Annotated in this window: 26 protein-coding genes, 1 tRNA gene and 1 pseudogene; 22 read left to right on the forward strand and 6 right to left on the reverse strand. The window is 39.7% G+C overall.

Annotation, left to right across the window (positions count from 1 at the left end; translation table 11 throughout):
* The 3 genes and pseudogenes from LIZ98_RS03285 to LIZ98_RS03295 form a co-directional block, all read left to right on the forward strand.
* Positions 1 to 384 (forward strand): annotated as a pseudogene (locus LIZ98_RS03285) (IS1634 family transposase); the annotation flags it as partial.
* Positions 385 to 736: 352 nt separating this feature from the next.
* Complete coding sequence (gene rnz, locus LIZ98_RS03290; RefSeq protein ID WP_227139014.1) at positions 737 to 1654, forward strand: ribonuclease Z; 918 nt, start codon at positions 737 to 739, stop codon at positions 1652 to 1654.
* A 62-nt stretch (positions 1655 to 1716) separates the two neighbouring features.
* A complete protein-coding gene (locus LIZ98_RS03295; protein WP_227139013.1) occupies positions 1717 to 2508 on the forward strand; it encodes an SDR family NAD(P)-dependent oxidoreductase in 792 nt (263 codons plus the stop codon).
* A 61-nt stretch (positions 2509 to 2569) separates the two neighbouring features.
* Here the strand turns inward: LIZ98_RS03295 and LIZ98_RS03300 are convergent, their stop codons facing one another.
* Positions 2570 to 3355, reverse strand: coding sequence for a histidinol-phosphatase HisJ family protein (locus LIZ98_RS03300; RefSeq protein ID WP_227139012.1), 786 nt, complete (start codon positions 3353 to 3355; stop codon positions 2570 to 2572).
* Between the two features lie 128 nt (positions 3356 to 3483).
* Between LIZ98_RS03300 and hisZ the strand changes: the two genes are divergently transcribed.
* The 12 genes from hisZ (at position 3484) to LIZ98_RS03360 (ending at position 14375) form a co-directional block, all read left to right on the forward strand.
* Entirely contained in the window at positions 3484 to 4509 is a 1026-nt protein-coding gene (hisZ, locus tag LIZ98_RS03305) for an ATP phosphoribosyltransferase regulatory subunit (protein WP_227202931.1), read from the forward strand.
* Positions 4497 to 5141, forward strand: coding sequence for an ATP phosphoribosyltransferase (gene hisG, locus LIZ98_RS03310; RefSeq protein ID WP_227139010.1), 645 nt, complete (start codon positions 4497 to 4499; stop codon positions 5139 to 5141). The genes hisZ and hisG overlap by 13 nt, the downstream gene beginning before the upstream one ends.
* A complete protein-coding gene (gene hisD / locus LIZ98_RS03315) occupies positions 5141 to 6421 on the forward strand; it encodes a histidinol dehydrogenase (protein WP_375293565.1) in 1281 nt (426 codons plus the stop codon). The genes hisG and hisD overlap by 1 nt, the downstream gene beginning before the upstream one ends.
* A 12-nt stretch (positions 6422 to 6433) precedes the next feature.
* Positions 6434 to 7018 (forward strand): imidazoleglycerol-phosphate dehydratase HisB, encoded by a 585-nt coding sequence (hisB, locus tag LIZ98_RS03320; protein WP_227139009.1) that lies wholly within the window; start codon positions 6434 to 6436, stop codon positions 7016 to 7018.
* A 178-nt stretch (positions 7019 to 7196) separates the two neighbouring features.
* Positions 7197 to 7808 carry an imidazole glycerol phosphate synthase subunit HisH gene (gene hisH / locus LIZ98_RS03325; protein ID WP_309244558.1) on the forward strand — a complete coding sequence of 204 codons (612 nt, stop codon included), beginning with the start codon at positions 7197 to 7199 and terminating at the stop codon, positions 7806 to 7808.
* A complete protein-coding gene (hisA, locus tag LIZ98_RS03330; RefSeq protein WP_227139007.1) occupies positions 7805 to 8521 on the forward strand; it encodes a 1-(5-phosphoribosyl)-5-[(5-phosphoribosylamino)methylideneamino]imidazole-4-carboxamide isomerase in 717 nt (238 codons plus the stop codon). Before hisH ends, hisA begins: the two co-directional genes overlap by 4 nt.
* Positions 8515 to 9276 carry an imidazole glycerol phosphate synthase subunit HisF gene (gene hisF, locus LIZ98_RS03335; RefSeq protein ID WP_034770859.1) on the forward strand — a complete coding sequence of 254 codons (762 nt, stop codon included), beginning with the start codon at positions 8515 to 8517 and terminating at the stop codon, positions 9274 to 9276. Before hisA ends, hisF begins: the two co-directional genes overlap by 7 nt.
* A 1-nt stretch (position 9277) precedes the next feature.
* A complete protein-coding gene (gene hisIE / locus LIZ98_RS03340; protein ID WP_034770858.1) occupies positions 9278 to 9943 on the forward strand; it encodes a bifunctional phosphoribosyl-AMP cyclohydrolase/phosphoribosyl-ATP diphosphatase HisIE in 666 nt (221 codons plus the stop codon).
* A gap of 14 nt (positions 9944 to 9957) precedes the next feature.
* Positions 9958 to 11016 (forward strand): histidinol-phosphate transaminase, encoded by a 1059-nt coding sequence (gene hisC / locus LIZ98_RS03345; protein ID WP_309240444.1) that lies wholly within the window; start codon positions 9958 to 9960, stop codon positions 11014 to 11016.
* Positions 11017 to 11312: 296 nt separating this feature from the next.
* A complete protein-coding gene (locus tag LIZ98_RS03350; RefSeq protein ID WP_227139005.1) occupies positions 11313 to 12287 on the forward strand; it encodes a tRNA dihydrouridine synthase in 975 nt (324 codons plus the stop codon).
* 393 nt (positions 12288 to 12680) lie between these two features.
* Positions 12681 to 13940 carry a Y-family DNA polymerase gene (locus tag LIZ98_RS03355; protein WP_227139004.1) on the forward strand — a complete coding sequence of 420 codons (1260 nt, stop codon included), beginning with the start codon at positions 12681 to 12683 and terminating at the stop codon, positions 13938 to 13940.
* A 93-nt stretch (positions 13941 to 14033) separates the two neighbouring features.
* Positions 14034 to 14375 (forward strand): YolD-like family protein, encoded by a 342-nt coding sequence (locus tag LIZ98_RS03360; protein ID WP_227202934.1) that lies wholly within the window; start codon positions 14034 to 14036, stop codon positions 14373 to 14375.
* Between the two features lie 84 nt (positions 14376 to 14459).
* Here LIZ98_RS03360 and LIZ98_RS03365 read toward each other — a convergent pair whose 3' ends face one another.
* Positions 14460 to 14612, reverse strand: a complete 153-nt coding sequence (locus tag LIZ98_RS03365; protein ID WP_161792864.1) for a hypothetical protein — start codon at positions 14610 to 14612, stop codon at positions 14460 to 14462.
* A gap of 184 nt (positions 14613 to 14796) precedes the next feature.
* On the opposite strand from LIZ98_RS03365, the gene LIZ98_RS03370 reads away from it, so the two are divergent.
* A tRNA-Ser gene (locus tag LIZ98_RS03370) sits at positions 14797 to 14885 on the forward strand.
* A gap of 99 nt (positions 14886 to 14984) precedes the next feature.
* Here the strand turns inward: LIZ98_RS03370 and LIZ98_RS03375 are convergent.
* Together LIZ98_RS03375 and LIZ98_RS17915 are read right to left on the reverse strand one after the other, a co-directional pair.
* Entirely contained in the window at positions 14985 to 15902 is a 918-nt protein-coding gene (locus tag LIZ98_RS03375; protein ID WP_227139002.1) for an alpha/beta hydrolase, read from the reverse strand.
* Positions 15903 to 16155: 253 nt separating this feature from the next.
* A complete protein-coding gene (locus LIZ98_RS17915) occupies positions 16156 to 16287 on the reverse strand; it encodes a hypothetical protein (protein ID WP_255601993.1) in 132 nt (43 codons plus the stop codon).
* A gap of 152 nt (positions 16288 to 16439) precedes the next feature.
* Here LIZ98_RS17915 and LIZ98_RS03380 point away from each other — a divergent pair, with 152 nt between their 5' ends.
* Positions 16440 to 16667, forward strand: coding sequence for a YqkE family protein (locus LIZ98_RS03380; protein ID WP_227139001.1), 228 nt, complete (start codon positions 16440 to 16442; stop codon positions 16665 to 16667).
* Between the two features lie 27 nt (positions 16668 to 16694).
* On the opposite strand, the gene LIZ98_RS03385 is transcribed toward LIZ98_RS03380, so the two are convergent.
* Both LIZ98_RS03385 and mciZ read right to left on the reverse strand, forming a co-directional pair.
* Complete coding sequence (locus LIZ98_RS03385) at positions 16695 to 17636, reverse strand: aldo/keto reductase (RefSeq protein WP_227139016.1); 942 nt, start codon at positions 17634 to 17636, stop codon at positions 16695 to 16697.
* 237 nt (positions 17637 to 17873) lie between these two features.
* On the reverse strand, positions 17874 to 18068 hold the full coding sequence (mciZ, locus tag LIZ98_RS18180; protein WP_041847775.1) for a Z-ring formation inhibitor MciZ: 195 nt from the start codon (positions 18066 to 18068) through the stop codon (positions 17874 to 17876).
* 103 nt (positions 18069 to 18171) lie between these two features.
* Between mciZ and LIZ98_RS03395 the strand changes: the two genes are divergently transcribed.
* The 5 genes from LIZ98_RS03395 (at position 18172) to LIZ98_RS03415 (ending at position 21742) form a co-directional block, all read left to right on the forward strand.
* Positions 18172 to 18720: an NUDIX hydrolase gene (locus LIZ98_RS03395; protein ID WP_041846332.1), complete on the forward strand. Its 549-nt coding sequence runs from the start codon at positions 18172 to 18174 to the stop codon at positions 18718 to 18720.
* Positions 18721 to 18722: 2 nt separating this feature from the next.
* Entirely contained in the window at positions 18723 to 19892 is a 1170-nt protein-coding gene (locus tag LIZ98_RS03400; RefSeq protein ID WP_034770778.1) for an endonuclease Q family protein, read from the forward strand.
* 220 nt (positions 19893 to 20112) lie between these two features.
* Positions 20113 to 20748: a stage II sporulation protein M gene (gene spoIIM / locus LIZ98_RS03405; RefSeq protein ID WP_095141201.1), complete on the forward strand. Its 636-nt coding sequence runs from the start codon at positions 20113 to 20115 to the stop codon at positions 20746 to 20748.
* 140 nt (positions 20749 to 20888) lie between these two features.
* Positions 20889 to 21338 (forward strand): ferric iron uptake transcriptional regulator, encoded by a 450-nt coding sequence (gene fur / locus LIZ98_RS03410; protein ID WP_216405799.1) that lies wholly within the window; start codon positions 20889 to 20891, stop codon positions 21336 to 21338.
* Positions 21339 to 21517: 179 nt separating this feature from the next.
* Complete coding sequence (locus tag LIZ98_RS03415; RefSeq protein WP_216405801.1) at positions 21518 to 21742, forward strand: YqzK family protein; 225 nt, start codon at positions 21518 to 21520, stop codon at positions 21740 to 21742.
* The last annotated feature ends 1 nt before the right edge of the window (position 21743 follow it).

Genomic DNA, 21743 nt, shown 5'->3' on the forward strand with positions numbered 1-21743 from the left:
GCTGAGACCCGTTTCCGATTAATCAAAGATTCACAAATGATTGATGCCATTTACTTGAAAACCCCGGAAAGGGTTGAAGCCTTAGGGATTGTATATGTGATGGCTCTATTAATCTATGGAATTTTGGAATATCGAGTTAGAAAAGAACTGAAAGAAAGGAACCTTTCTCTAATCTTGAAGGGAAAAAGAAAGCTCCATCAACCCACAGGTCAAGCATTGTTAGAGCAATTAGAAGATATTACCGTGATCCTTATCAATCAAAATCAGCAAAAAATAAGACTCCTACCCGACAATATTGATTCACAAGCCAAAAAAATCATTGAATTATGCGGGTATGATCTATCGATATACGTGTCAAAAAATGTCGAAAATCAAGGTAAATAACACATAACAGGAGGAAACCTCGAAAAAAATGTCGAATTCAATAGAAATTTGTCGAAAATCCATCAAAAAATGAAGATATCATCCCATCGAGCCATTTAGATAAAGTTCATTCAAAAATTAGGATGAATTTTACTTAAGACGTGCGAAATGTGGGGTTGATCATCTTATTTAGTTTTTGTTAATGGTCTTTCATTTAGTATAAAAATAATGATAAACAGCCTTTTGATAAGGTTGATGGATTAACCCCGGCCGCCTGCATTTTCTTTATCAAAACGATTGATATTGAAAAAAAGTTGGTAAAACCTGATAATAAATATATAGATTAAGCGTTGTTGATATTGGAGGAATTATTTTGGAAATTACTTTTCTCGGAACCGGTGCAGGAATGCCTGCAAAATATAGAAATGTGACGGCGATTGCCTTAAAACATTTACAAGATGGAGCGATCTGGTTGTTTGACTGCGGTGAAGCTACACAGCATCAGATTTTACATACATCATTAAAACCGCGAAAGATAGAAAAGATTTTTATTACCCATCTTCACGGTGATCATATTTTCGGCTTACCCGGCTTACTCGGGAGTCGTTCCTTTTTAGGCGGGATAGAGCCGGTTACTATTTATGGTCCCAAAGGCATTCGCGATTTTGTTGAAATGAGCCTGTCAATCAGTCAGTCTCATTTGAAATATGACATTCATTATGTTGAGTTTGAGGATGAACTTTATTTAGATGAAGGTGATTTTATAATTGAAGCAAAATTGCTTGACCATGGCATCCCGTCCTATGGTTACCGAATTGTTGAAAAAGATAAGCCGGGTTCATTAATGGCCGATGAATTAAAAAAAATCGGCGTAAAACCGGGACCTATTTTTAAACAATTGAAAACCGGGGCAACGATCCAGCTGGAGGATGGAACGATTATTAACGGAGCGGATTTTTTAGGACCGGCCAAAAAGGGAAGGGTCGTTACTATTTTAGGGGATACAAGACCGACTCAAGTGAGTGTAGCGTTGGCAAGGAATGCGGACTTGCTCATTCATGAAGCAACATTTGATAAGGAAGCGGAAGATATCGCTCACCAATATTTCCATTCAACGACCCATCAGGCAGCACGAATAGCGGTACAGGCAAATGTAAAAAAATTATGCATTACCCATATTAGTTCGCGTTTTGAAAAAGGAGATTTACCGTTTTTAGAAAAACAGGCGCAAGAAATATTTCCAAACACAATTATTGCTGAGGATTTTAAAAAGATTGAAGTGAAACATTAAATTAAGAGAGACAGGTAAGTGATCATCATACGAATCGTTAAAACTATATTGGAGGCAGAAATATGAATCCACGTTTACATGGCAAAACCATCTTGATTACCGGTGCTTCCGGGGGGTTAGGGGAACAATTGGCCTATCAATGTGCAGAAAGTGGTGCCCATCTCATCCTCGTTGCCCGCAGTTACGATAAATTAGTAAAGATTCAAGAAAAAATTAGAAAAAAACACCGCACTTCCGTCTCTGTCCATAAACTTGATGTTGGAAATACGGATGAAATTTTAAATTTTTTTGAGCAACTCGGCGATAAGCAAAGAATTGATGTGTTAATTAATAATGCAGGGTTCGGCATCTTTAAAACCGTGCTGGATGCAACGATGGATGAGGCCGAAAACATGCTTCGTGTCAATGTCCTTGGATTAATTGCGATGACAAAAATGGTGTTACCGAAAATGGTTGCGCAAAATTCCGGTCATATTATCAATATCGCTTCTCAAGCAGGGAAAATTGCCACCCCGAAATCAAGCATTTATTCAGCGACAAAAAAGGCCGTATTGGGCTTTACTGACGCCCTGAGAATGGAAGTTCGTGATGAAGGTATATTTGTCACTGCTGTTAATCCAGGACCGATTGAAACGAATTTCTTTCATATTGCCGATGAATCGGGGGAATATTTAAAAAATGTCGGCAGATGGGTATTGAAACCGGAAGAAGTTGCCGCTCAAATTGTTAAGAAAATGTTTACGTCAACCCGTGAAATTAATTTGCCGCGGCTCATGAATGCCGGCAGTACCATTTACAATCTTTTTCCCGGTCTTGTTGAAAAAGTCGGGAAAAATGCGTTCTTTAAAAAATAGATTTACATACATATTTTAAAATAACAATGCCGGCTCCCCGATGAAAGCCGGCATGTCTATACTAAATTTTATGAAAAACCGGTTTTTGGTTTTCAAAAGTTGCCACATAATGGAAGCCAATGGTTTTCAATACATCAACAGCGTGATCGTAATATTCTCCGAGGCGTTCGGGTTTATGCGCATCCGAGCCGATCGTCAAAATTTCTCCGCCCATCTCCTTATACAACTTCAAAATATCGACACTCGGCAACACCCGTCCAATACCGTAATAAAATCCCGATGTATTGATTTCAATTCCTTGCCCGTTTGGAATAATCAATTTAAAAATTTCTTCAATAATATCCAAAAGCGATTTTACGCCGGGTTCATATTTATATCGAGTCACTAAATCAAGGTGACCAAGGATGCTAAACCGATCAAAATCACGAATACATGCCAGTAACTCTGAATAATATTCTTCATAAGCTTGATCCAAACTTTTCCCTTCAAAAAATTTGCCGGAATGAAGGTCGAATCCCTTTGTCGCATGCATGGAACAAATGATAAAATCAAACGGTTCTTCATCGACAATCCTTCGATAATCATCCAGCACATGTGGTTGAACCCCGAGTTCCACCCCTTTGCGAACTTTGATTTTATGCCCAAAAGCCGACTGCATCTCCCGTATTTTTAAACGATACGTATTCAAATCTAGGTCAAATGTCCAGTCACGGTCGGGATAATCTTTATCAATATGCTCTGTAAAACAAAGCTCCTGAATTCCTTTTTCAATGGCTGCTTTGACCATATCTTCCATTGCTACTTCACAATCTTCACTGAACGAACTATGTACATGAAAATCAAACATCTCGCGTCACCTACTAAAAAATTTTTTAATAATTTAATATTACTACATGACTTTATTTTAATAAAGTGATAAACTACTAAATAACTAATTAATTAAATTAATAATATGATAAAGAAAAGGGAATGGATATGATGCAAAAACTTACCCAATTTGTTCCGAAAGGTGTAACCGGTATGGAACCAAGTGAGTTTGAAGTTAAAGAGGAAGTCCTGTCACGAATAAAACAACTTTTCAAGAAAAAAGGATTCCACCAAGTTCAAACACCGATATTTGAATATTATGACCTTTTTAACGAAATTAAAGGAACGATCGATAAGGATCAAATGATTAAACTTATTGACACCGATGGAAAAATTTTAGTTTTACGACCGGATGCCACCATTCCCATTGCGAGGATGGTCGCAGAAGCCAAGGAAACCAAGGATGGAAAACCGGTTCAAAAATATTCCTATGTTACCAGTATATTCCGAATGAACAATGATCCGCAAAATATTCAATCCAGAGAATTTACTCAGGCAGGCATTGAATGGTTCGGCAGTGATGGTGTACAGGCGGATGCAGAAATTATTACCTTGGCGATTCTTTCTTTAATCGAGGCAGGGGTTGATGCCTTTACGATCGATATCGGGAAGGCCAATTTTTACAAAAAATTAATTGAACAAATTGAGTTAGCGGAATACGAAATACAATTTATCCAACGGTTGATTGAAAATAAAAATTTCCCTGAATTGGAGTCCTATGTTAAAGAATTGATGATACCGGCCCCTTATAAAGAAGCCCTTGCCGCCATTCCGACGCTTTACGGGGAACCGGAAAAGGTATTTGCGCGGGCGAATCAGATTGCCGTCAATGATGAAATGAAAATGGAAATTGAACATTTAGAAAAGGTTGTTCGTGAATTGGAAGCGGCTGGTTTTGGCAACTTTTTAACCGTTGACTTAGGGCTGATTAACCACTTGAACTATTATTCCGGTATTGTTTTCCATGGATATATTGCCGGATACGGGCAACCGGTTTTATTAGGCGGGCGGTATGACGGATTAACAAAACAATTTGGTTATGACACAAAAGCGATTGGTTTTGCCATTTATGCCGATCATTTAATTACCGCTTTAAAAGCACAAGAGGGAGGAACCCGTTCGTGGAATATTTAAATATTGCCATAGCAAAAGGAAGGCTTGTAGATCACACGATAGACATATTACATGCAATCGGCATTAATTTTCCGGACTATCATGAAAAAAGTCGAAAATTAATTTTTGAGGACCCGGTGAAAAAAATTCGCATCGTTCTCGTAAAAGCAAGCGATGTCGCTACCTATGTCGAACGGGGAGCAACCGATTTAGGCGTGATCGGCAAAGATTCCTTGATTGAATCCGGTGCCAATGTATTTGAAGTCGTCGATTTAGGTTTTGGCCGCTGTCGTTTTGTTGTCGCCGGGCTTGAAGCAACCGTTTTACAAAAGCATAAATTTATTGTTGCCACAAAATACCCGAAAGTGACCAACCAATTTTTTACCGAAAGGGGGCAAACCGTGGAAACCATTCATTTAAACGGATCGGTGGAATTGGCTCCGCTTGTCGGTCTTTCCGATTGTATTGTTGATATTGTCGAAACAGGCAGGACTTTGCAAGACAACGGGTTAAAGGTGCTTGCGGAAATTTTTGAAATCAGTGCCCGTCTCATTGCCAATAAAGCAAGTTTTAAAACAAAACATAGTCGGATAGATGATTTTATTAATCACATTCAATCAGTAGTAAATGAAAAAGGAGCGGTTGGGAAATGATCAACTTGACAAAAATCAGTAAAAATGAATTGTCTGTCATTGATGAGAAAATGGCTCGGGGTGATGATTCATTTGAAGAAATTGATATAGCGGTAAAAGCAATTATTGCAAATGTCAGGCAAAATGGGGACGAGGCGCTCCTTGCGTATACAAAAACCTTTGATGGTGTCTCGCTCGCGTCTTTGAAAGTGTCTGAAGAAGAAATAACAGAGGCACTTGAAACCATTGAACCAAGCTTTTTGACCATTTTAAAAAACGCTAAAGACAATATTCGGGAATTTCACCAACATCAGCTTGAAAAATCATGGTTTGTCAAAAAAGGAAACGGCATTATCCTTGGGCAAAAAATTACCCCGCTGAAACGGGTTGGTGTTTATGTTCCGGGCGGGAAGGCTGCTTACCCGTCAACGGTTTTAATGGACGTGATCCCGGCAATTGTGGCGGGTGTGGAAGAAATTGTTATCGTTTCACCGCCAAATAAAGAAGGAAAAGTAAATCCGGCTGTTCTCGCTGCCGCATCAATAGCCGGGGTGACCGAAATTTATAAAGTCGGGGGTGCTCAATCAATTGCTGCCCTTGCTTATGGAACAAAATCAATCCGTCCGGTCGATAAGATTGTCGGTCCTGGCAATATTTATGTGGCCCGTGCGAAAAAATATGTGTTCGGCACAGTGGATATCGATATGATTGCCGGTCCAAGCGAGGTTTGTATAATTGCGGACGGTACCCAGAATCCAGCGTATATCGCCGCTGATTTATTATCACAGGCGGAACATGATGAAATGGCGGCATCGATTCTTGTCACCGATTCCGAGCAACTGGCCCTTGATGTACAAGGAGAAGTGGAAAAACAGTTAAAAGCACTGGAAAGAAATAAAATTACCCGGGCTTCAATTGAAAACTTTGGCCATATTTTTGTAGTGGATACACTTGATGACGCGTTTGAAGTGGTGAATGAAATTGCTCCGGAACATTTAGAGTTGCTCCTCGATAATCCGTTTGATCAATTGCCAAAAGTGCGCAATGCCGGAGCTATTTTCTTAGGTGCCTACTCACCGGAACCACTCGGTGATTATTTTGCCGGTCCAAACCATACCTTGCCGACGAGCGGAACCGCGAAATTTTCGTCACCGCTTGGAACCTATGACTTTTTAAAACGGTCCAGTGTCATTTATTATAGTGAACAAGAATTAAAAAATGTAAAGGATCAAATCATCCAATTTGCGAATGAAGAAGGGTTAACTGCCCACGCCAATTCGATTCGCGTCCGATTTAAATAATGAGGTGATAGTATGCGTAGTGCGGAAATAGTCAGAAAAACAGCAGAAACAAAGATTGAATTGCAGTTGAATATCGATGGCAAAGGAAATAGCTCGATTGATACCGGTGTTGGTTTTTTTAACCATATGTTGACACTCATGACGAAACACGGATTTATGGATTTGGCAGTCAAATGTGACGGTGATTCCGATGTGGATGACCATCATTCAGTGGAAGATGTCGGGATTGTTCTCGGGCAGGCATTTTTACAAGCATTGGGTGATAAAGCAGGGATTCGTCGCTATGCTTCTGTCTTTACCCCGATGGATGAGTCGCTTTCCCAAGTTTCCATTGATATTTCCGGTCGTCCATTCCTATATTTTGATGTCGAAATCCCAACAGAAAAAGTGGGTACATTCGATACGGAGTTAGTGGAAGAATTTTTCCGGGCTTTTGTTAATCAATCGGGGGTTACCCTCCATATCCAATTGCTGCACGGGAAAAACACCCACCATATCATTGAATCCATATTTAAAGGGTTTGGCCGGGTGTTGGATGAAGCGACCGCCATTGACGAAAGAATTAAAGGTGTTCGGTCGACAAAAGGAATGCTTTAGTGTTTCGGGTACAATTACCAATGACACTACGGAGCGATGTGCGGATATTAAAGACGGATCATTTGAATGTCAAGAATCGATTTAATGGCTGCACAACGCAAAGGAGCGAAGAACGGATATTACGACGAATCATCATACACCAAGAGTCGAATGAACGATTCCATAACGGAAGGGAGCGATGGGCTTGATTGCAATCATTGATTATGGTGCAGGAAATTTGAAAAGCGTCAATCATGCATTAAAGGGACTTGGTTTAGAAACGGATATAACAAGTAACCCGGAACGGTTGTATTCAGCCGATGCCTTAATTTTGCCGGGGGTTGGTGCTTTCCGTGATGCCATGATTGAATTGGAAAGATTAAACTTAGTTGAAGCGATAAAAGAAAATGCGCGGAACGGCAAACTGATCTTAGGGATTTGCTTAGGAATGCAATTATTTTATGAAAAAAGTTATGAACATGGTCAATGGGAAGGTCTCGGTTTACTGGAAGGAGAAGTTGTCCGCTTCAAACATGATTTCAAAGTACCGCATATGGGCTGGAATCAATTAATGAAAGGAACGGATAGCGCGCTTACCGATAATTTAGGTGAGAATGAGTATGTATACTTTGTTCATTCGTATTATGTTGTACCAAAACATCCGGAAGAAGTTGTCTTTTGGACGGATTACGGCGTGAAATTCCCCGCTATGGTTCAAAAAGGCAATCTGATCGGTATGCAATTCCACCCGGAAAAAAGTGCGGAGACTGGGATAACATTATTACAAGCGTTTGGAGCGATGATCAAATGATTTTATTTCCTGCAATCGATATTCGTGACGGAAAATGTGTCCGCCTTATTCAAGGGGATTATGGCAAGCAACAAACCTTTGGTGATCCGGTCGAAATGGCCAAAAAATGGGAAGAGGCGGGGGCCGAATTTTTACATATCGTCGATTTAGACGGTGCATTATTTGGTGAAACAAAAAATTTGTCTGCTATTCAATTAATCTTAGAAATCATCCATATTCCAATCCAATTAGGCGGGGGAATCCGTTCGCTTGAAAAGGTCGAACGACTGATGGAGATGGGAGTCAGCCGCGTCATTTTAGGCAGTGCCGCTTTACGTGATGAACAATTTTTAGATGAAGCCCTCGAAACATACGGTCCGGCAATTGCTGTGTCGATTGATGCGAAAAACGGTTTTGTCGCTACGGACGGATGGACAAAGACGAGTGAGGTTGAAGCCCTTGCATTTGCCAAAAAATTAGAAGAAAAAGGATGTCAAACGATTGTTTATACAGATATCGCCAAGGACGGCATGCTTTCCGGCCCCAATTTTTCCGAACTTGAAAAAATAAATCGGGAAACAACGATGGATGTCATTGCATCCGGCGGGGTAAGTTCCTTGGAAGACTTGCGAAAATTAAAAGCATTGAATATGTATGGTGCGATTATCGGAAAGGCGATTTATACGGGTAAAATCAATCTTGAACAGGCATTAAAGGAAGTGACGATATGTTAGCAAAACGAATTATCCCTTGTTTAGATGTCCGGGCAGGTCGTGTCGTGAAAGGGGCAAAATTCCAAAATATTATGGATGTCGATGACCCGGTTCTGCTTGCCGAAAAGTATAGTGAGCTCGGCGCCGATGAACTAGTATTCTATGATATTACGGCGTCCAATGAAGAACGGGATATTTTTATCGATGTCGTTGAAAAAACGGCTGAACAAGTGCATATCCCGTTTACCGTTGGCGGCGGGATTCGGACGATTGAGGATTTCCGTAAAGTATTGAAAGCCGGGGCCGATAAAGTATCGGTCAACAGTGCGGCGGTAAAAAATCCGGATTTGATTCGTGAAGCGGCTGAAAAGTTCGGCAGCCAATGTGTCGTGCTTTCGATTGATGCAAAAAAACGTGACGACGGAAAATGGACAGTCTTTATCAATGGTGGCCGCATCGACACCGGAATGGATGCGGTTGAATGGGCTTTAGAAGGTGAGCGGCTCGGCGCCGGGGAAATTGTGCTAAATGCCATTGATACAGATGGTGTGAAGACCGGTTACAGTTTGGACATAACCGCTGAAATTGCCGGTCGGGTAAACATTCCGGTCGTAGCTTCCGGCGGGGCAGGTACGATGGAACATTTCCTCGAAGTATTTACAAAGGGGAAGGCAGATGCCGCTTTGGCTGCCTCCGTGTTTCACTTTGGTGAAATTGATATAAAACAATTGAAACAATATTTACGTGAAAATAACGTCGAAGTTAGGAGCGTTTAAGATGGAATTTAGTACCGATCAAATCAAATTTGATGAAAAAGGGCTTGTTCCCGCAATTGTTCAAGATTGCTACAGCGGAAAAGTACTTATGCTTGCTTATATGAATAAACAATCATTGGAAAAAACATTGGAGACAGGGACCACTTGGTTTTATAGCCGCAGTCGAAACGAACTTTGGAATAAAGGTGCAACATCCGGTCATTTTCAACAAGTTAAAAGAATGTCCTATGATTGTGATGGAGATGCGGTTTTAGTAGAAGTAGAACAACTTGGTGTTGCCTGTCATACCGGAGAGGCCAGCTGTTTTCATAATGAAGTTTACTCACAAGATCCATTTGCAGACTACAACCGGGAAATCGTTACGGAGCTATACCAATTTTTGCAAGACCGTAAATTAAATCCGGTTGAAGGTTCTTATACGAACTACTTATTTGAAAAAGGGTTGGATAAGATTTTAAAGAAAATCGGTGAGGAGACAACCGAAGTGATTATAGGCGCGAAAAATCCGGACCGTGAAGAATTGATTTTTGAATTAGCCGACCTCATCTATCATTCGTTAGTGTTAATGATTGAAAAGGATATTCGAATAGAAGAATTGAAAAAGGAACTAATGAAACGGATGACGAAAAAGCAACAAAAGGGTAAAGACAAAATTTTGCCGATGTAAGGGAAGGGGGACTTGTGTTGAGTAAATTTTGGAGCGAGGTAACCCGGCTGACGGAACCTTATGTGCCGGGTGAACAACCAAAAGTGAAAAATATGATTAAATTAAATACAAACGAAAATCCGTATCCCCCGTCGCCGAAAGTTTTGGCAGCGTTAAAAGGAGCGGTCGATGGAAATCTGCGCTTGTATCCCGATCCGACTGCTGATGAGTTATGTGAAGCAATTGCAAAGGCATACGACGTGGCAAAAAGTCAGGTGTTTATCGGTAACGGCTCCGATGAAGTGCTTGCCTTTTCCTTTTTGGCTTTCTTCAATCAGGGCGAGCAAATTTTGTTTCCGGATATCACATACAGTTTTTATCCGGTCTATGCAAATTTGTATCGTCTTGACTATAAAGAAGTACCATTGAATGAAGATTTCACGATTCCGGTTGAGCAATTTTTTCATGCGGAAGGCGGCGTCATTTTTCCCAATCCGAATGCGCCGACAAGTATTGGTTTAGGGTTGGAACAAATAGAAAAAATCTTGCAAAACAATCCTGACAAAGTGGTTATGGTTGATGAAGCGTATATTGATTTTGGTGGAGAGTCTGCTGTGCCTTTAACCCGACGTTATGAAAATTTGCTTGTTATCCAAACATTATCGAAATCCCGATCACTTGCGGGCCTCCGTGTCGGCTTTGCATTCGGTAACGAGCAATTAATTGAGGGACTGAACCGGATTAAAAATTCATTTAATTCTTATACATTGGATCGCCTGGCATTGGTCGGGGCGAAAGCGGCCATTGAAGATACAGCATATTTTGAAGAAACGCGGTCAAAAATTATAGAAACTCGTCATCGTGTAATCGGCGAGCTGAGGCAATTGAATTTCACGGTACTAGATTCACAGGCGAATTTCCTTTTTATGAAACATGGACGGGTAGATGCGAAACAAATCTTTGAAACGTTGAAAGAGAAAGGGATTTATGTACGTTACTTCAATAAATCGCGAATTGATCAGTTTTTGCGCGTGACAATTGGCACGGATGAAGAGATGAATCGTCTGATGGAGGAATTGAAAAATATTTTATAAGTGCTGAATGCCTTTTCCAATAATTGAACGGGATTATGTATCATAAGTGAGCTTTCTATGGTGAAAATGAAATCATAGAAGGCTTTTTTGTGTATGATGATAAAAAAATAGACTCCCGCTTTCGAAAAGGAAAGTATTTGTTATACTGTTCAGCAGTCTGTTAATAATGTTCAAAATATACTATCGTTTGATAAAAAGGGCAGAAGCATGATATAAGTGTAAAAGGCATATTTTTGTTTTTTATTTGAAATAAATGTTTGACCTGTTATTTCATATGTTAGGATGTGAAATGAAAAATGAAAAATAACTTTTGGCGTGAACTACCACGGCCATTTTTTATACTTGCACCAATGGAAGATGTGACGGATGTTGTTTTTCGTCATGTCATAAGTAATGCCGCCAGACCGGATGTGTTTTTTACAGAGTTTACCAACACGGAAAGTTTTTGTCACCCTGAGGGAAACATGAGTGTGCGCGGGCGCTTGACATTTACAGAAGATGAACAGCCGATTGTCGCCCATATATGGGGGGATAAGCCGGAATATTTTCGGCAAACGAGTATCGGCGTGGCAAAACTTGGGTTTAGTGGTGTGGATATTAATATGGGCTGTCCGGTACCAAATGTGGCGTCCAAAGGGAAAGGAAGCGGTCTGATCCGCCGTCCGGAAGTCGCTAGTGATATCATCCAAGCCGCAAAAGCAGGAGGATTACCTGTAAGTGTAAAGACAAGGCTTGGCTACACTGATGTGGACGAGTGGCGGGACTGGCTGACACATGTATTGAAACAAGACATTGTGAATCTTTCTATTCATCTGCGTACAAGAAAGGAAATGAGCAAAGTAGATGCCCATTGGGAACTGATTCCGGAGATTAAGAAACTTCGTGATGAGGTGGCACCAGACACACTTTTGACAATCAACGGGGATATTCCCGACCGGCAAACCGGTTTGAAGCTTGCCCGTCAATATGGTGTTGACGGAGTTATGATTGGCCGCGGTGTTTTTAAAAACCCATTTGCTTTTGAAAAAGAGCCGAAAGAACATAGCAGTAAGGAATTGTTGGATCTGTTAAGGTTGCATTTGGATCTCTTTGATAAATACTCGGAATTAGAACCGCGTTCTTTCAAACCTCTTCATCGCTTTTTTAAGATTTATGTCAAAGGGTTTAATGGTGCCGGTGAATTGAGAAATCAATTGATGAACACAAAATCTACCGAGGAAGTCCGCGCATTGCTTAATGCCTGGGAAGAAAGAGTTCCATTGTTTCAGTAAAACGTGACGTGGGGGGCAAAGACGAGCCGACAGTAGCTTGGGGCAGATCAGGAAAAAATGCTGCATCCGGATTACTGTCCGTCCTAATTCAATTAAAGTACAAACTAAGGCTGGGTCCATGGCGGGTCCGGCTTTTTTCATTTTTCTTGGTCATTTGTTTGGTAAAAGTCAGGGTAGATTTCTCTTGTTATGGTAAACTCTTTTTTTATCTTTTCACGAACCTGCTCGTCCATACAATACTCTGTAAACGCTTGTCTTAATATTAGTTTGCCAATGAGGATATTGGAAAAAATTGTTATTGAAAACGAACTTATATTCTTATAAAATGATGCATATACTTATTTCAAACATACGTTTGTAATTGTGCCCCGGGTTTTGAAGGAGATGGTAAAAATGGTGGATTATAGACGTTTGCCGGATCAACATATTTTGTGTGTTGATATTAAGAGTTTTTATGCCAGTTGTTCAGCAGTGATGTATGGGCTTGATCCGCTCGAATGCTATTTGGTCGTTGTCGGTGATAAACAACGGGAAGGAAGTGTTGTGTTGGCTGCCTCCCCGCAGATGAAAAAAGAGTTTGGGATTCAAACAGGATCCCGCTTGTTTGAAGTGCCAAATGATCCACGGATAGAAATTGTTGAGCCGCAAATGGCGACTTATTTGCGGGTATCAACGGAAATCACTCGACTGTTCAATCGTTATGTGCCAAAAGAAGCTATTCATGTTTACAGTGTCGATGAGAGTTTTATTAAGGTTGATGGAACGGCACATTTATGGGGTGGAGTCAGACAGATTGCCGAAAAGATAAAAGACGATTTGATGCGAGAATTCCAGCTGACTTGTGCGATTGGAATCGGCCCCAATATGCTCATGGCAAAACTGGCCCTGGATTTGGATGCGAAAACATCCGGGATTGCCCACTGGACATATGAAGATATACCAAAAAAGTTATGGCCTGTCTCACCCTTGAAAAAAATGTGGGGAATTGGCAGCCGTCTCGAAAAAACATTAAATAATATGGGGATTTTTTCAGTCGGGCAATTGGCTCATTATGACTTGGAAAAATTAGAAAAGAAATTTGGCATTATGGGGAATCAGCTTTATTACCACGCCTGGGGAGTCGATCTATCAGAAATCGGGGCGCCGATCATGGACGGTCAAGTCAGTTTCGGCAAAAGTCAAATTTTGTTGCGCGATTATAAAAACATAACCGAAATCAAGCATGTCATCTTAGAAATGTGCGAAGAAGTAGCAAGGCGGGCGCGGACAGGAAAATATGCGGGACGGACAATCAGCCTTGGTATTGGTTACAGTCATGAAGAATTAGGCGGCGGATTTTATCGGTCGAAAACGGTTGAATCACCGACCAATATTACAATGGATCTGTACCGGGTTTGTTTGAAGCTTTTTAACAAGCATTATGACGGGCGAACGGTACGGCAAATTTCCATCGCTCTGTCCAATATTGTCCCGGATGAAAGCATTCAGCTCGATTTATTTGATCCAAATTTATGGAAGAAAAAGAAATTAGGTTATACCGTGGACAGAATTCGTCAACGGTTCGGTTCTGCCTCCCTGCTTAGAGCAGTTTCCTATACGGAAGGGGGAACGGCACGGAGAAGGGCGAAACTTGTCGGCGGGCATAAAGCGTAATCATTTTTGGGAAATGTACCGACGAGACACCTGATTATAAAGATCGGATAGGCCTGCTTTATAGTATTTACTGTATCATTAAGCGGGAAAGGGATGATGAAGATGATTCGCGATCGCGGACGAATCAAATGGACGGCAATGATGCTGCCGGAGCATGTTAAAATGTTACGTGATTGGGCAAAAGAGGATTTGTGGGAATCACCAAAGGAATTGGATGAACAACAATTGGAAGAATTTAATGAAAAGGTACAAGTGGCCAAAGCAATGAATAGAAAGGTGATCATCCAATATTATGTCGGACATCACTACAAGACAATTAACGGAAATATCCGCTCTTTTGACACCCTCCAAAACGATATACAAGTGGTAAATGAAGAAGGAGATGTCCATTCCATCCCACTAGCGGCGATTACTGACATCGAATATATGGAATGACTTGTTAATCAAAAAAAAGGAGATAAGAGCCAAAGGAAGTGCTCGATTCTCCTTAATGCTAGGCAACCATTGAATAGATATCGTTTAGCTTTTTAAAATCCGCCAGCCAATATATAAGAAAACGATGAATATCACTGCTGTAAATAGAAAAGAAATCATGCCAAAAACAAGTTTAAACATAATTTTAATAAGGAAAATTGCTAGGAAAAATAGAAGTATTAATTTTAGAAATTTCATCTAAAGTCCTCCCGTAAAATAAAACGAAATATGATAAGGAGCATTTCTAACTATAGTTTAACATTGTTCCCCTTTTATTGCGATGAATTGTTTTATTTTTTGACAACGGCTGGCAAAATTTTTTTTGAAAAATAGTGACAAGCAAGTGATTTTCCTATATAATATCATATGTTGTTAATTATTTGGAGAAGTACCCAAGTGGTTATAAGGGGACGCACTCGAAATGCGTTAGGGCGGGTGACCGTCGCGTGGGTTCGAATCCCACCTTCTCCGTTTTTTAATATAAAAAACAAGTGAAAGCATATAAAAAAATAGAAAAGTTTGGTAAAAGCACGTAACGTATTTAAAAAGTTAGGTGCTTTTCTTTATAGACTACAAATTTACATATTTCTCTAAAAACTGGTCGATTGCTTTTTCATAGTCTTCCCGGTTTTCATTGAGCGACTGGGCATGACCGCCGTTTTTCGCCATAAACAACATTTTCTCTCCTTTTTTCTGCTCATATAAATCCTTCGTCATATACGGCAAAATATAGTCGTCTTTTTCACTATGAATAAAAAGGACCGGCTGTTTAATACGATTAACGACAGCAATCGGTGAAACATCATTCAGTGAAAATCCACCGCGAACCTTGACAAACATATTTCCAATAGGAAGAATCAATTTTGAAGGCATGTACTTAAATTCACATTTTGTTTGATAGGCGAGGAGTTCCTCTAAATCAGAGAATGGACAGTCAACAATATAAAAATGCGCCCGACCGTTCAGTTCCCCGGCATACAGTAAGGTAGTTGCGGCACCCATCGATTCTCCGTGAATTCCTAAAAGAAGGTCTTCCCCTTCCTCAATAAAAAGCCAATCGACCACTGCTTGTAAATCGAATTTTTCATAGTATCCGTAACTGGTCGTGTCTCCACCGGTTTTTCCATGCCGTCGTTGATCATAAATCACAGCATTAAATCCCCTGTTCAGAAAAAGATTCGCATATTTGAGAGAACTCATTTTGCTTTCCGTAACCCCGTGGCTGAAAATGATGAATCGCTTTGAATCATACGGCCGAATCACCATTGCACTAATTTCATAACCATTCGGGGAAGAAATGCTCACTTCCTGTTTCGGTAAAGATGAAAATTTGTCCGGATCAATATGTTTTAGTTTCGTATCCCGGTCAATAATCGCTTGCTCGTCTTTTTTCTTAATATGTAGTACCCGTTCCGAAAAGTAGGTCCCTACAGAAGCAACCGTTGTTCCTAGTATGGCGCTGAGGCCAAAAATATGTCTTTTTTTCACACTAACCCCTCCATGGAAAGTAAACATCATCGCCTTAAAGTTGCGTATGTCAATTTCATTGGCAAAAATATTATCTCCTCTATTTTAAGCCTCATTTTTTAATTTTAAAAGGAATTTTCAGTGAAAATTAAGTGATTTTTCAATTCAATTATGCGAATTATGAGTGACGATTATGGGGGGACTTGGTGATGGTTTTGCGAAAATAATAACGGAGACCGGAAAAGAATCTGCCTGATGGTCTCCGTAAAAGACATTATTGCGGTGTATTTTGCCGTTTTGTCGGGTGAATGGCGTTTTCTAAATCTTCAGCTGCCATTTGCTGTTTTACGGTATCTGCATTGGGCTTTCCTTTTTGGCTGTATCCTTTATCCTTTTTCTTACTCATCAAAATTCTCCTTTCCGAAAAAGACTCATCCGTATTTTAAGGAAAACCCAAAAAATTTATTCAACGTGACAATTTTTTGGTAAAATCAAAGTAAATAATTTACAGAAAAAATAGGTTCGAATGAAAATAAATTGCAGGGGGAGTTCCAAACGATGAAAAAGAAACAACAAGAAGATAAAGCACTGACCTTAAAAGATGCGCTTGGTGAAGACTTGCTGAAAAAATTGAAAGAAACAAAGAAAGAGTTAGAGGAACAAGAGCAAAAACAAAAAGCAGAAGCAGAACAGAAAATACGGGAAGAAAGAAAAAAACGCGAGAAAAATAAATCCTTTGAGGAATTGCTAAAAGAAAGTGATCTTGACTGGCGAAAGTTTAAATAAAGAACTTCTAATAAGAAAACTCGGCACTCACCGAGTTTTCTCACTTAACCGATGCTGTTCATAGCCGTTCGATTTGGTAAGTTTTCTAATAAAGTGTAGTTCTTCCTCGGTCAAAGCCGGTTGTTCGAGAGCTCGTACGTTTTCTACCAATTGCCCGACAGAGCTCGCCCCGACGACACAGGCTGCAACAACCGGTTGAGCTAACACAAATTGTAAGCTTGCCGCAGTCATTCCCCGTCCAGTCGTCAATTTCTCTTTCAATAGAGGGAGCAACTCTTTTAATTCTTGGTAACGATAATTTACATACCCGTTTTGTTTTACTGATTCGGAAGCTTTATTAAGAAGTGCATCGCTTAACAGACCTCGTGCCAATGGTCCGCGGGCTACAACACTTATGCCGTGCTTTTCCAATAACGGGAATGCCTCTTCTTCCGGACGCCGGTCCAATATGCTGTATTGCATCATACAAGAGACAATATTCGAACGTTCAGCGTACGCTTTAATCACGGTTGGCCGGATGGAAGAAATACCGTAATAACGGATAATTCCTTCTTCTACTAATTCTTCAAAGGCCTCAATCGTTTCGTCGATTCGGTCTTCCATTGTCCCACCATGTAATTGGTACAAATCGATATAATCGGTGCCAAGTCTCTGTAAACTTTGTTTTACTGCCTCTTTTATGTATGTTTTCGACGCATCCCAATACCAGCCGTTTTTGTCATCATGCCACCGATTACCAACTTTTGTCGCAATAATTACTTGATCACGAACCGGTGCAAGTGCTTTTCCGACAATTTGTTCATTCACCCCGTAATCATATAAATCTGCCGTATCAAAATAATTAATGCCGGCATCAAGTGCAGTTTGAATAATCTCTTGAGCTTTTCTCTGATCTGTACCTAAAGACATGCAGCCAAGTGCAATTCTTGAAACAGCCAAATCAGATTTACCTAGTAAACATTTTTCCAATCCCATCAACCTTTCTATTCTTTTTTTCCATTTTAATATGATTGAGAAAAAAAGAACAGCCAAAGAGTTTTACCACCGGAAGGACAAATAAAAGTGAAAAAAGAAATGGAAGTTTCACCTTATCCCACCTTATTAATTTTTCAAAAAAGAAAGGTAGGGATGAACTGCCCGTATGTATCCGATTGGTTCAACTAACGATCCGGGGATAAGAAAACCCCCACGGATGGAAGGTTCATCTTATATTCTTTCACCTTCCATCATCGGTTTTTTTGGAAACGGATAAATGGTCGCATAAGTTACTTCCGAATCCCGGCGTTCCCCATTGCTTTCCATTCCGTCAATCCATTCAGTAACATATGTGTATCTTTTACCATATACTTTTAGCAAATTACGAACTTCCCATATTTTTCCTGATAAAACTACTCTTTTCATCTGCACCACCTCTTAGTTTTGTCTGTTTATTTTTCTTCCACAGAAATAAAACTATGCTAAACTATATGAAAGATACTGTTTGAAAAGAACTGGAGGAAAAAAGATGAATACATATGAAGAAAAAACGATAAAACGGGAAACGATATTTGAAGGGAAAATTATTTCCCTGCATGTCGATGAAGTGAAATTGCCGAATGGGAATACAAGTACAAGGGAAATCGTCGAACACCCGGGGGCGGTAGCTGTCATCGCCATTACAGATGAAGATAAAATGATAATGGTTGAGCAATTTCGGAAACCTTTAGAACGTTCACTTATCGAGATTCCTGCCGGGAAATTGGAAAAAGGTGAAGATCCGATCGAGTGTGCCAAGAGAGAATTGGGAGAAGAAACCGGCTACACATGTGAGCAAATTGAACATGTCACGTCATTTTATACATCACCAGGTTTCAGCGATGAACTGCTGCATATTTTCCTGGCAAAAGGATTGAAAAAAAATAGTCATCTTCACTTAGATGATGATGAATTTGTCAACCTGCTTGAAGTATCTTATGAAGAAGTGCAGCAATTAATCAAGGAACAAAAAATTTATGATGCGAAATCGATTTATGCCGTTCAGTATTGGCAACTTATAAAAACAATGGAGAGATAAGAATGAAGCGTTATTTTGCTGATATGCATATTCATATCGGAAGGACGGAAACCGGTCGTGCCGTCAAAATTACCGGGTCTAAAACTTTAACATTATCGAATATTTTATATGTGGCAAAAAATTTAAAGGGAATTGATATGGTCGGCGTTATTGACTGCCACTCCCCCGAAGTGATAGAAGAAATGGAAGCTCTCATTGAAATCGGGGATTTGCAACCGATGGAAGACGGTGGTCTGCTATTTCAAGGGAAAACGACGTTAATTCCCGGCAGTGAGTTGGAAATCTATGATCTGTCATGTGATGGCCCGATCCATGTGCTCTGTTTTTTGCCAAGTATAGAAAAATTGAAAGATTTCTCAAGTTGGTTAACGACACAATTAAAAAATATCCATCTCAGTTCACAGCGGGTTTATACACAGGGCCGGGAATTGCAAAAAAAAGTAAAAGAACTTGGCGGCTTGTTCATTCCCGCACATGTTTTTACACCGTTTAAAAGTTTATTTGGCAAGGGTGTAAAACAACGACTGGATCAAGTATTTGACCCTGAGCTTATCGATGCGATTGAACTGGGATTAAGCAGTGATACGGAAATGGCCGATCACTTAAGTCAATTGCATCGTTATTCATATGTGACGAATTCCGATGCACATTCCTTGCCGAAAATCGCAAGGGAGTATCAAGCCTTGTTATTGGATCATCCGAGTTTTTCTGAGTTTGAGAAGGCATTAACTGCTAGAGACGGACGAAAAATATTAGCAAATTACGGTCTGGATCCGCTCTTAGGAAAATATCATGAGACAACTTGCGCCAAATGTCTGACCCCGGTAAAACCCGGCATCGATCAGTGCCCGAGTTGCGGCTCCAAGAATGTAACAAAGGGGGTGGCCGATCGGATTAAAGAATTATCTGATGCAGAGAGCTATCCCGACCGGCCGCCGTACATACATCAAGTACCATTGGAGTTTTTACCCGGGATTGGTCCCAAAACGTTAAAAAAATTGCTGAAGAAATTTGGTACCGAAATGGTAATCATTCACGATGCAACTTTAGAAGAATTACGAGAAATACTTCCGGAAAAAACGGCTCAATTGATATTAAAAGCCAGAGAAGGAACATTGTCTTTACATGCCGGTGGCGGAGGTCGTTACGGGAAAATAAAAGAGGAGGAGTAAGGACTTCTTTTTCAACCGTTAATAGCCGAGTTTCGAAAAAATTATTTGTTAACGAACCCGGAGTTGTCGTTTAATATGCGGCTGAAATATTTGAACATCGCCGCGTTACGGTCTTCATAATATTCCACCATTTTACTTGAAAAAAATACTCTATCAAATTTTGAATACTTCCTTTGCCTCCTTCATACAATCTAGTAAGTGTTTTGAAGGAGGAAGAAGAATGAAGAAGCGGTGGCGGTCCAATTTTATAACAAATCATATTGAACAATATTCCTCGTTTTATATTTTTCATACCGTGTTACTCATTATGGGCGTTATTTTTGGTGCAATTGTTGTTAATAGTTTGAGCACGACTCAAAAAGATGATTTATTTTACTTTATCAATGAATTTTTCTCCCAGCTGAAATCAGGAGAAGTTTTAGCACCAAAAGAAATTTTTTTACATTCATTAAGCTATAACAGCAAATATGTCGGGCTGATGTGGATCTTAGGTATTACGATGATTGGTCTGCCGATTATTCTTTTGCTGTTATTTCTTAAAGGCATGGTGATCGGTTTTACAATCGGATTTTTTGTCCAGCAAATGGGTTGGAAAGGATTTTTGTTATCATTTGTTTCCGTATTGCCGCAAAATTTAATTATTATCCCGGTATTTATCGTTGTTGCGGTTATTTCCGTTTCGTTTGCTTTACAATTAATAAAAAAATTATTTGTAAAATCCATTTACCAGCCGATTGCCCCAATGTTAGTCAAATACTGCATGTTCTTTGGCGCAGCAATTCTCCTTTTAGGTTTGGCTGCTTTTGTAGAGGGTTATTTTACGCCGTATTTAATGAGAAGCCTATTATCCCTGTAATATGTTTTTAGTGAAACAGGTGTCATCAATTGATTATCAATTAATAATGATTATAAATTACAATTTATAATTATTTTAGTTTGCAACTCTCTCATCTTTTGATATAATGAGTATACATTGGCGAGGGAGGGGCAATATGTATGGAAAATCGCCTTGAGAAAATAAAAAAGATGTTGCACACATCAAGCTATAAATTAACTCCACAAAGAGAAGCAACTGTCCGGGTATTGCTGGAAAATGAAGAGGATCACTTAAGTGCAGAAGACGTTTACCTCCTCGTTAAAGAAAAGTCACCTGAGATCGGACTTGCGACAGTTTATCGTACGTTAGAATTATTAACGGAATTAAAGGTAGTTGATAAGATTAATTTCGGCGATGGCGTTTCCCGTTATGATTTACGAAAAGAAGGGGCAGCCCATTTCCATCATCATCTTGTATGTATTGAATGTGGTTCAGTAGAAGAGATACAGGAAGATTTACTTGATGATGTTGAAGCGATTGTAGAGGAAAAGTGGAATTTTATTGTAAAAGATCATCGTCTCACCTTTCACGGTTTATGTAAAAATTGCCAAAAAAAGGGGAAAAGTTAATTTATATTTATAAAGTCGAACAATGGGAATGTACTCATTGTTTTTTTCTTTCTTTTTCGTATAAGAAACCAACCTGGCGACGAAAATCATACTGCCATTAATTTTTGTGTATAAAATTCATCATTCCTGGCATAAGTTGTACTAGTGGACAAACATTGGAGATAAAGGTGCGAGGAACGATGAAATATGTTAAATTATTTTTTCAAACATTAAAAGTGTTTATTTTATTCACGGGATGTACGATTTTATTTTATTATGCTATTATGTGGATAAACGAGGAGTATCAAAATCACCAACGATACGAAGAGCCGGAGGGAAAAGCGGTAAAAGTGGCTTCCGATGGTATTGAAAGCAATCATTCATGGTATGACAGATTGATTATGTTTTATTTGAGTGGGGAGTAAT

Origin of the sequence: Caldibacillus sp. 210928-DFI.2.18 (assembly GCF_020554505.1) — a bacterium.
GTDB classification, from domain to species: Bacteria; Bacillota; Bacilli; order Bacillales; family Caldibacillaceae; genus Caldifermentibacillus; species Caldifermentibacillus hisashii.